7 protein-coding genes and 1 pseudogene are annotated in these 10,028 nt (G+C 73.9%); 5 read left to right on the top strand and 3 right to left on the bottom strand.

Annotated elements, in window-relative coordinates; genetic code table 11:
• A pseudogene (locus E1285_RS46055) lies at positions 1-204 on the top strand (hypothetical protein); the annotation flags it as partial.
• 30 nt (positions 205-234) lie between these two features.
• Positions 235-2,316: a hypothetical protein gene (locus E1285_RS47925; RefSeq protein ID WP_165966952.1), complete on the top strand. Its 2,082-nt coding sequence runs from the start codon at positions 235-237 to the stop codon at positions 2,314-2,316.
• A gap of 21 nt (positions 2,317-2,337) precedes the next feature.
• On the opposite strand, the gene E1285_RS39960 is transcribed toward E1285_RS47925, so the two are convergent.
• A complete protein-coding gene (locus E1285_RS39960; RefSeq protein ID WP_132159807.1) occupies positions 2,338-3,135 on the bottom strand; it encodes an SAM-dependent methyltransferase in 798 nt (265 codons plus the stop codon).
• Between the two features lie 99 nt (positions 3,136-3,234).
• Here E1285_RS39960 and E1285_RS39955 point away from each other — a divergent pair, with 99 nt between their 5' ends.
• On the top strand, positions 3,235-4,827 hold the full coding sequence (locus E1285_RS39955; protein ID WP_132159806.1) for a PP2C family protein-serine/threonine phosphatase: 1,593 nt from the start codon (positions 3,235-3,237) through the stop codon (positions 4,825-4,827).
• Between the two features lie 29 nt (positions 4,828-4,856).
• On the opposite strand, the gene E1285_RS39950 is transcribed toward E1285_RS39955, so the two are convergent.
• Both E1285_RS39950 and E1285_RS39945 read right to left on the bottom strand, forming a co-directional pair.
• Entirely contained in the window at positions 4,857-6,188 is a 1,332-nt protein-coding gene (locus E1285_RS39950) for a DUF2252 domain-containing protein (RefSeq protein WP_132159805.1), read from the bottom strand.
• A 55-nt stretch (positions 6,189-6,243) separates the two neighbouring features.
• Entirely contained in the window at positions 6,244-7,302 is a 1,059-nt protein-coding gene (locus E1285_RS39945; RefSeq protein WP_132159804.1) for a zinc-binding dehydrogenase, read from the bottom strand.
• Positions 7,303-7,442: 140 nt separating this feature from the next.
• On the opposite strand from E1285_RS39945, the gene E1285_RS39940 reads away from it, so the two are divergent.
• Both E1285_RS39940 and E1285_RS39935 read left to right on the top strand, forming a co-directional pair.
• Positions 7,443-8,825 (top strand): lysine 2,3-aminomutase, encoded by a 1,383-nt coding sequence (locus E1285_RS39940; RefSeq protein ID WP_132159803.1) that lies wholly within the window; start codon positions 7,443-7,445, stop codon positions 8,823-8,825.
• 68 nt (positions 8,826-8,893) lie between these two features.
• A partial coding sequence (locus E1285_RS39935) for a cytochrome P450 (protein ID WP_132159802.1) occupies positions 8,894-10,028 on the top strand: 1,135 nt, incomplete at its 3' end.

The following is a 10,028-nucleotide window of genomic DNA, read 5'->3' as shown; positions in this document are numbered from 1 at the left end:
CCCCGGACGCGGCCGCCTCTGCCGGAGGCTCCTCCGCAGGCCCCGCCCGAGGCCGCGCCGGAGAGCACGCCGAGCGAGGCGCACACGGTCCGGCAGGCGGCGAAGGAGCCGCCGGAGCGCCGCAACCCGCTGAGCAGCACGCTCGTCCTGGTGGTCATCGCGGTCGTCATCAGCGCGGGGACGGCCATCGCCTTCGCCCGCTGACGACCACCCCGCAACCCCCAGAATTGGGGCATGACGACGCAGCGGCTCAACGAGGCCGAGGAACGGATGTGGGAGGCCTTCCCACGGGGCGAATGGGTCGACCTGCGGACGGGCGACCCCGAGAAGGACGATGTCGCCAACGCCCCGCACTGGGACGACGACCGCGCGATCCGCGCCGAGGTGATCGCCGCGCTGCTGCTCGGCGCGGTCCCGCCGGACCCGGGCAGGCGGCCCGGGGTCCGGTTGCGGGGCGTCCGGATCCGGGGGCGTCTCGACCTCATGGGCGCCGAGGTCCCCTTCGCGCTGGTGTGCGAGGACTGCCACTTCGACGAGCCGGTCCGCCTGGTCGAGGCGACCGCCCGGACGGTGCGGCTGGTGCGCTCGTCCCTGGACAGCCTCAACGCGGCGAGGCTGGGCATGGACGGCATCCTCAACCTGCATCTCAGCACCGTCCGCGCCGGGGTCAGGCTCGACCGCGCCAAGGTCAGCGGGGAGGTCTCGCTGCGCGGCGCCCGGATCGGCCCCGGCGCCGACGGCGTCGCCGTCGCCGCCGACGGGCTGGTCGTGGACGGCGAACTGGAGGCCGACGAAGGGTTCCGCGCCGACGGATCCTTCCTGCTGCGCGGCGGGCGCCTCGGACGGCTGAACCTGGAGAACGCCACGATCACGGGCGCGGCCCATCATCCGTCAAGTGCCCTGTCGCTCGGCCGCACCGCGATCGGCGGCGGGCTCCACGCCACCGGGCTGACCGTCCACGGCGAGACCGCGCTGCGCAACACGCGGGTCGAAGGTGAGGTACTGCTCGACAGGGCGGTCCTGCGCAACCCCGGCGGCGTGGCCCTGGGGGCGGGCGGCCTCACGGTCGAGGGCCCGTTCTTCGCTCGGTACGGCTTCACGGCCGAAGGCGAGATACGCATGCCGGGCGCGCAGATCCGCACGTTCCTCACCATCGACGGCGCCTCGCTGTCCGCGCCGGACGGTGTCGCGTTGTGGGCCGACCAGGTCACGGTGAACGACATCGACGCCACGGACCTGACCGTGGCGGGCGGACGGGTCAGCCTGGTCGGCGCGCGGGTCGGCAACGACCTCACGCTGACCGGTGCGAATCTGGACGCCGGCCGGCACGCCCGGAGCGACGGCGAGCTGATCGCGCTGAACGCCGACAACATCACCGTCGGCGGCACCTTCGACTGCGAACGGCTGCGGGCCCGCGGCGAGGTCCGCGCCGTCGTCGGCCGCATCGCCGGACGCCTCAGGCTGACCGACGCCCACCTGGAGAAACCCGGCGGCCGCACCTGCCTGCGGCTGTCCCGGGCGGAGATCGCCGCCGACCTGTTCTGCACGGGCCTGAACGCGACCGGGAAGGTCAAGCTCTCGGGCACCAGGGTCGGCGCGCGGGTCGACCTGATCGGCGCCCGTCTCGCCCACCCCGGCGGCATCGCCCTGGACGCCCACACCCTGCAGGCAGGGCAGCTCACCCTGCAGCCGTCCGAACCCGTTCAGGGCGAGGTCGTCCTGGCGCATGCCCGCGTCGGCGTCCTCCACGACGACCCGCGGACCTGGGCGCAGGCGCTGAAACTGAACGGCCTGGCCTACGAGAGCCTGGAACCGCGCCTGCCCGCCCGCGAGCGGCTGCGGTGGCTGGCCCTCGACCCCGACGGCCACCAGCCCCAGCCGTACGAGCGGCTGGCCGCGCACTACACCGCGCTGGGGCAGCCGGGCGAGGCGCGCCGCGTCCTGCTGGCCAAGGAGCGCCTCGCCCACCGCGCCGGCACCCCCGCCGGCCGGTTCTGGGGCATGCTGCAGGAGGCCACGGTCGCCTACGGCTACCAGCCCTGGCGCGCCGTGCTGTGGCTGGCGCTGCTGCTGACGGCGGGCGGCGCGGTGTACGGCACGAACCCGCCCCCGCCCCTCAAGGCGGACGAGGCCCCGCACTTCAACCCGGTCGTCTACACCCTCGACCTGCTGCTGCCCCTGGTCGACCTGGGACAGCAGCGCGCCTTCAACCCCGCGGGCGGGTACCAGTGGTTCTCCTACGTCCTGGTGGCCGCGGGCTGGATCCTGGTGACGGTGGTCGCCGCCGCCGTGGCCCGCGTCCTGTCCCGCCGCTGACCCGCCTGCACCCGGCGGGCGCTACTTGCGGCCGACACCGCCGAGCACCAGGAACCGCTCGGGCCTGTCCTCGATCTCGCCGTCGTCGGGGCGCCACAGCGGCACGTACACCAGGCCGGGATCCAGGACGTCCCAGCCGTCGAAGAACCGCAGGATCTCCGCGTGCGAGCGCGACACCGCCGGGGAGGTGGCGCGGTCGTACAGCTTGCCGATCGCCGCGGTCTTGCCCGGCTCCGCCTCGTGGGTCAGGTGGGAGATCACCAGGTGGCTGCCGGGTGCGGCGACGTCGCGGAACGCGGCGACGATCGACTCCGGCTCCTCCTCCGGCTTGACCAGGTGCAGCGCCGCGACCAGCAGGAACGCCACCGGCCGCGAGAAGTCGATCAGGCCGGTGACCTCGTCGTCGGCGAGGATCTCGCCGGGACGGCGCATGTCGGCCTCGACGACCGCCGTGCGGTCGTCGCCCGCCAGGATGGCGCGGCTGTGCGCCACGGCGACGTCGTCGTTGTCGACGTACACCACGCGCGCGTCCGGGTCGACGCCCTGCGCCACCTCGTGCACGTTGCCCTGGGTGGGGATGCCGGACCCGATGTCGACGAACTGCCCCACCCCGGAGCCGGCGATCACGCGGACCGCGCGGCGCAGGAACGCCCGGTTCGCCTGCGCGAGCTCCCGCGCCTGGGGCTCGACGCGCAGCAGCCCCGTCGCGAGGTCACGATCCGACGCGAAATTGTGGTCTCCGCCGAGCAGGAAGTCGTACACCCGTGCGACGCTTGGTCTCTGACTGTCGACTTCGGGTGGTGTCCACTCGGAGTCCATGCGTAGTCTCCCTTGACCGAGGGGTTGCCGTTCGCGGGGCGCACTCAGGGTAACGCGGTTCCGCCCGGCGGCCCCGACATACCGGACAGTGAAGGGCCGATGTCCGAACAACCCGCGACCCCCGTGACCGTGCTGCTGACGCCGGACGGCCGGATCTCCGGCTGGGGCGAGGGGGCCGCGCGCCTGTTCGGCCGCACCGCCGCCGAGGCCGTCGGGGCGGTGCTCACCGACCTGCTCGCCCGGCCCGCCGCTGCCGAGCCGCTCACGGCCGCGCTCAAGCTCGCCGCGGAGGGCCGCCCGTGGTGCGGCGTCCTGCCGCTGTCCGACGACGGCCTGTCGGCCGCCTGCGACCCGATGGCCGGCACCGGCGAGCCGGGCGCCGGGACCGCCGTCGCGCTGACCGTGTCGCCGCCGTGGGCGGGCGGGCTGGAGCTGCTGAGCGAGGCGGGCCGCCGCATCGGCTCCACCCTGGACCTGCACCGCACCGCCCGCGAGATCGTCGCCGTCACCGTGCCCCGGTTCGCCGACGCCGGCGCCATCTACGTCCTGGAGCGGCTGCTGGCCGACGACGACCGGCCCGCCGCCGAGTCCGACGGGTCGGCGGTCGTGCGCCGCCTGGCGGTCGAGTTCGCCGAGGACGACCCGCGCGGATGGTCCCGGGAGTTCCCCGTCAACGAGGTGATCGTCTACCCGCCGTCCACCCCCTTCGCCGAGTGCCTCGCCGGCGGGCGCATGGTCGAGTTCGGCGGCGACGCCGTCCAGGACACCCACGCGCACCGCACCGGCCGCCTCGTCGACGGGCTCCTCGACCACGTCTCGCTGCTGGCGGCGCCGCTGGTGGCACGGGGGCGGACGCTGGGGTTCGCGCTGTTCAGCCGCAAGCGCGGCCGGCTGCCGTTCGCAGCCGCCGACACCGCGCTGGCCGCCGAGCTGGCCGGGCGCGCCGCGACGTGCATCGACAACGCCTGCCAGTACCGGCGCGAGCACCGCACCGCGACGGCGCTGAAGGCCGGGCTGCTGCCCGCCGCCGTCTCCGTCCCGCCGGGCCTGGAGATCGCGCACCGCTACCTGCCGGCCCGCAGCGGCGTCGGCGGCGACTGGTACGACGTCGTGCCGCTGCCCGGCGACAGGATCGCCGTGGTGATCGGCGACTCGGTCGGCCACGGCGTGACCGCCGCCGCCGCGATGGGGCAGCTGCGCGTCGCCGCGCACACCCTGGCCAGCTGCCGGTTCCCGCCCGGCGAGGTGCTGGCCCGCCTCGACCGGATCGCGCAGGGCCTGGACGCCGCGCAGTTCGCCACCTGCCTGTGCCTGGTCTGCGACCCGGCGACGCTGCGCTGCGAGGTGGCGTGCGCCGGCCACCCGCCGCCGCTGCTGGCGCTGCCCGACGGGACGGTGCGGCACTTCGCCGTCCCGGACGGGCTCCCGCTCGGCGTGTCGGACGAGGCGCACCCGACCGAGTACGGGCAGGTGCCGGCGGCGATCCCGCCGGGCGCCACCCTCGCCCTCTACACCGACGGCCTCGTCGAGAGCCGCATGCGCAACGTGGACGAGGGCATCACCCGGCTGGCGTCCGCGCTGGCCGCCTCCCGGGCCGGCGCCCTGGAGGACATGGCGGACGGCGTCCTGGCCCTGCTGTCCGACCAGCAGGGCCACGACGACATCGCCCTCCTGCTGATGCGCCCGGCCTGAAGCCGGCCGGCCCGCTACAGGCCGGACCGCTACAGGCCGGGGATCTGGTGGTTGCGGAAGGCGTCGACGAAGTACTTGTGGTCGTCGCGGACGATCTCGGCGTAGCCGGTGCCGAACGCCACCATCGCCTCGACGAACGCGGACTCGTCGGCGCCGATCACCGCGTCGATGGCGTCCTCGACCTGGAAGCCGACCAGGGTGTGGTCGGAGTCGGTGTCGGAGACGCAGTGCACCTTGGCGGTGGCGCGGCCCAGGTCGTCCAGGACCGACAGCATGTCCTCCGGCTCGGTCAGGCCGCCCCAGTCCAGGTCCTCCTCGTAGGGCGACAGCTCCTGGACGACGTAGCCGACGCCGGCGATCTGGGTGTGGCCGAGCCACGGGTCGGCGTTGGCCTGCAGCGCGCGGCGGGACACGGCGGTGCGGTGACCGTGGTGTTGGAAGTACTCGCGGATGCGGGGGTCGTCGACGACGCGGCTGGGGGCGGCGACGTTGCCCTGCTTCATCGACAGGATGACGTCGTTCTCCAGGGCCTGGGTGTTGCCCTCCACCAGGATGTTGTACGCCGACAGCCCGGCGGAGCCGATGCCGAAACCGGAGGCGCCGACGATGTCCTTGACCTGGTAGGTCAGGCTGCCGAACCGCTTGTCGGCCGGGATCGTGGTCAGGTACTCCTGGTAGGCGGCCTCGACGTCGGCGCGCTCGGCGTCGCCGAGGCGGCGGACGCCGGCGCGGTCGCGGAACCGGCGGTCGGGCCCGTCGACCTCGGTCATGCCCTCCAGCAGCCCGATCCGGGTGCCGCCCATCGCGGCGACCAGCACGTCCCGGACGTACCCGTCGGTGGTGTCGAGCGTCAGCGCGAACCTCTCGTCGCCGTCGTGCGCGGCGAACCGCCGGACCTGGTCGACGTAGGCGCGCACGTAGGTCTCGATCAGCCGGCGGATGTCGGAGTCGGAGATCGCCTTCTGCCAGGCCAGCAGCGCCAGGCTCGCGACGAGGCGCTTGACGTCCCAGGTGAAGTGCCCGACGTAGGCCTCGTCGTAGTCGTTGACGTCGAAGACGAACACGCCGTCGTCGTTCATGTAGGTGCCGAAGTTCTGCGCGTGCAGGTCGCCCTGGATCCAGACGCGGCCGGTGCGCTCGTCGGCCCACGGGTCGTCGTCGTGGACGATGTCGGCGTAGAACAGGCACGCGCTGCCGCGGTAGAACGCGAACGGGTCGGAGGCCATCTTGCGGAAGCGGCGGCGGAACTCGGCGGGGCTGCCCTCCATCAGGTCCGAGAACGCGTCGACCAGGACGTCGACGATCTGCGCCTGGCGCTCCTTGGGCTCGCGCCCGCGCAGTTCCCCGGTGATGCTCGCCATGCTCGACTCTCCTCAATGATCGGGTCGTCCCCGCCGCTGCCGGGGCTTTCCCCGGTCATTGTGCCGAATCGTCCGCCGTCCTGGCGGTGAACAGCGCGCGAACCGCGGGCTCGGACCGCACGAGGTCCAGCGCGGTCCCGGCGTGGCCGGGCACGTAGCCGTTCCCGATCAGCATCGTGACGTCGGCGGCGAGGCCCTCGGCGCCGAGCGCGGCGGCCGGGAACGACGTCGCCATCGAGAAGAACACGACGGTGCCGCCCGGCGCGGTCGCCAGGATCGCGCCGTGCTCGCATCCCGGCACGTCCACGCAGACGACCGTGACGTCGGCGGGCCCGCCGTGCGCGTCCTCGATCGCCGCGGCGACGGCGACCGGGTCGCGGGCGTCGGCGCGGACGACGGCGTCGGCCAGGCCGGTGGCGGCCAGCAGGTCCTCCTCCTCGGCGGTCGGCACCAGCCCGATCACCCGGGAGGCGCCGGCGCGGCGGGCCGCCGCCAGCGCCAGCGAGCCGCTCTTGCCGGCCGCGCCGAGCACCGCCACGGCCGGGGCCTCCGGCCGGGACGCGACGACGCGGCGGGTGAGGGCGGGCGCGCCGCACACGTCCAGGACGGCGAGGGCCAAGGGGACGGGCAGGTCGTCGGGCAGCACCGCGGCGATCGACCGGGCGAACAGGATCGCGTGGCCCCGCGCGGGCACCTGCTCCGACAGGCCGTCCCAGCCGGCCAGCCCGTCGGTGACGGCCAGCGGGGTGAGGGTCAGCGAGACGAGCGTGGCGACGCGGTCGCCGGGCTTCAGGCCGAGCGGCGAGTCCGGGCCGGTCTCCTCGACGACGCCGACGAGCATGCCGCCCGACCCGGTGACGGGGTTGTGCATCTTGCCGCGCTCGGCGACGATCCGCAGCACCTCGGCCCGGACGGCGTCCGGGTCGCCGCCGTGCGCGGTGCGCAGCTGCCGGTAGGACGCGGCGTCCAGGTTGAGCCGCTCCACGCCGATCCGGACCTCGTCCGCCCGGATCCGCGGGTCGGCGTCCAGCCGCCGCGCGGCCTGCGGCAGCACGCCCGCGGGCTCCAGCACCCGGTGCAGGCCCACCGCCGTCCCCGTGCCGCCGTCGCTCATCGCCGTCCCGCCTCTCCCCCGCCGCCGGATGGGTACCCGCAAGATATACCGGGTATCACTGGTTACATCGAAAGTCTTCCCGTAACGTCGGCCCTATACAAGAGTTTTATGCGATCAATGAGGCGAGGAGGCGGTCGACGATGACCACTGCCCTGCACCGGGACCAGGACGCGACCGTCCTTTCCGAAGAGACCGCACGCCAGCCGTACGCCTACCGGCGCCGGCCACTGGAGGAACCCGACTGGCGCCGCCTGCCCGGATGGCGCGACGTGACGCAGGACGAGTGGGAGTCGGCGCAATGGCAGCGCGCCAACTGCGTGAAGAACCTGCGGCAGCTCCGCAAGGTCATGGGCGACCTGCTCGACGAGTCCTTCTACGCCGACCTGGAACGCGACCAGGCCGAGCGCGCGACCATGTCGATGCTGCTGCCCCCGCAGATGCTCAACACCATGGACGCCTCGTCCACCGGCGCGTTCTACGGCGACCCCGTGCGGCGCTACATGCTGCCCGTCTTCAGCGACCGGCGCACCGACTGGCCGTCCCACCCCCGCGCCGCGCGCGATTCGCTGCACGAGGCCGAGATGTGGGCCGTCGAGGGCCTCACCCACCGCTACCCCACCAAGGTCCTCGCCGAACTGCTGCCGACCTGCCCGCAGTACTGCGGCCACTGCACCCGCATGGACCTGGTCGGCAACTCCACCCCGAACGTCGACAAGCACAAGTTCACGATCAAGCCGCCGGACCGGCTCGGCGCCATGCTCGACTACCTGCGCCGCACCCCCGGCGTCCGCGACGTGGTCGTCTCCGGCGGCGACGTCGCCAACATGCCCTGGCCGCGGCTGGAATCGTTCGTCGACTCCCTGATGGACATCGACAACATCCGCGACATCCGCCTGGCCAGCAAGGCGCTCATGGGACTGCCCCAGCACTGGCTGCAGGACGACGTCCGCGCCGGCATGGAACGCCTCGCCGCCAAGGCGCGCGAGCGCGGCGTCCAGATCGCGATCCACACCCACGTCAACGCCGCCCAGTCGGTGACGCCGCTGGTCGCCAGGGCGGCCCGCGCCATGCTCGACACCGGCATCCGCGACGTGCGCAACCAGGGCGTGCTGCTTCGCGGGGTCAACGACACACCCGCCGCGCTGCTCGACATGTCGTTCGCGCTGCTCGACGAGGCCGGGATCATGCCGTACTACCTCTACATGTGCGACATGATCCCCTACAGCGAGCACTGGCGGCTCGCGGTCTGGGAGGCGCAGGAGCTCCAGCACGCCGTCATGGGCTACCTGCCCGGCTTCGCCACCCCGCGGATCGTCTGCGACGTCCCCTACGTGGGCAAGCGCTGGGTGCACCAGGTCGCCGGCTACGACCGCGAACGCGGCGTCTCCTACTGGACGAAGAACTACCGCACCGGTCTTGAGGCCTCCGACCCCGACGCGCTGACCAGGCAGTACGAGTACCACGACCCGATCTACACCCTGCCGGAGAGCGGCCGTGAGTGGTGGCGGTCGAAGGCCGTGTGAGCCAGGCGGCGATCCGGCCCGGCGCCTTTACATTGTAGATCAAGAATGGGCCGAATACCCTCGGTCGGGTGACCTATGACCTGACCACCCGGTTTCCGGCCGGCGCGTCCATCACGGCCTCCGACCTGGAGGACGACCCGCACCCGCACCTCGCGCGGCTCCGCGAGCGCGAGCCCGTCTCCTGGCTCCCCGCGCTGGACGGCTGGCTGGTGACCTCCCGCGACCTGGCGCTGCGGGTGATGCGCGACGCCGCCGCGTTCACGGTCGACGACCCGCGCTTCTCCACCGCGCAGGTCGTCGGGCCAAGCATGCTGTCGCTGGACGGGCCCGCCCACACCCGCCACCGCGACCCGTTCGCGCGCCCCTTCCGGCCGGCGCGGACCCGCGAGCGCTTCACCGCGTTCGTCGAGGCCGAGACCGACCGGCTCGTCGGCGGCCTGGCCCCCGCGGGCCGGGCCGAGCTGCGCGGCGAGCTGGCGGGGCCGCTGGCCGCCGCCGTCGTCACCGAGGCGCTCGGGCTGCACGGCGTGGACACCGCGACCGTCCGGTCCTGGTACGGGGCGTTCGTCGAGGCCGTATCGGCCATCACCGCGGGCGGTACCGCACCGGCCCGCACGGACGAGGCGTACCGGCTGCTCGGCGCCGCCGTCGAGGAGGCGATCACCGCGGCGCGCCCCGGGTCGCTGCTCGCCGGGGCCGCGCGGGACGCGGATGCGCAGGACGGGGCGGCGCAGGACGGGGCGGCGCAGGACGGGGCGGCGCAGGACGGGGCGGCGCAGGACGGGGCGGCGCAGGACGGGCCCCGGCCCCTGGCCACCGGCGAGGTCGTCGCGAACGCGGCGATCCTGATGTTCGGCGGCATCGACACCACCGAGGGCATGATCGCCAACGCCGTGCTGCACCTGCTCGGGCATCCCGGCCAGCTCCGCCTCGTCCTGGACGACCGGGACCTGCTGCCCGCCGCGATCGAGGAGTCGCTGCGGCTGGAGCCGTCGGCGTCCGTCGTGGACCGGTACGCCACCCGCGACACCGACCTCGGCGAGGCCCCCGTGCGCGCCGGCGACCTGGTCCGCGTGTCGATCGCCGGCGCCAACCGCGACCCGGACGTGTTCCCCGACCCGGGCCGCTTCGACGTGCGGCGCGAGAACGCCGCCGAGCACCTGGCCTTCGCGCACGGCCCGCACTTCTGCTTCGGTGCCCACC

Origin of the sequence: Actinomadura sp. 7K507 (genome assembly GCF_004348425.1) — a bacterium.
GTDB lineage: Bacteria > Actinomycetota > Actinomycetes > Streptosporangiales > Streptosporangiaceae > Spirillospora.
The sequence above is the reverse complement of the archived record's forward strand: the minus strand, read 5'-3'. Positions and strand labels throughout refer to the sequence as shown.

What these genes read in the sequence shown, in the direction of transcription:
- E1285_RS39940 (WP_132159803.1), top strand. Translation starts at nt 7,443, where the DNA reads ATGACCACTGCCCTGCACCGGGACCAGGACGCGACCGTCCTTTCCGAA.
- E1285_RS47925 (WP_165966952.1), top strand. Translation starts at nt 235, where the DNA reads ATGACGACGCAGCGGCTCAACGAGGCCGAGGAACGGATGTGGGAGGCC.
- E1285_RS39955 (WP_132159806.1), top strand. Translation starts at nt 3,235, where the DNA reads ATGTCCGAACAACCCGCGACCCCCGTGACCGTGCTGCTGACGCCGGAC.
- E1285_RS39960 (WP_132159807.1), bottom strand. Translation starts at nt 3,135, where the DNA reads ATGGACTCCGAGTGGACACCACCCGAAGTCGACAGTCAGAGACCAAGC.
- E1285_RS39945 (WP_132159804.1), bottom strand. Translation starts at nt 7,302, where the DNA reads ATGAGCGACGGCGGCACGGGGACGGCGGTGGGCCTGCACCGGGTGCTG.
- E1285_RS39950 (WP_132159805.1), bottom strand. Translation starts at nt 6,188, where the DNA reads ATGGCGAGCATCACCGGGGAACTGCGCGGGCGCGAGCCCAAGGAGCGC.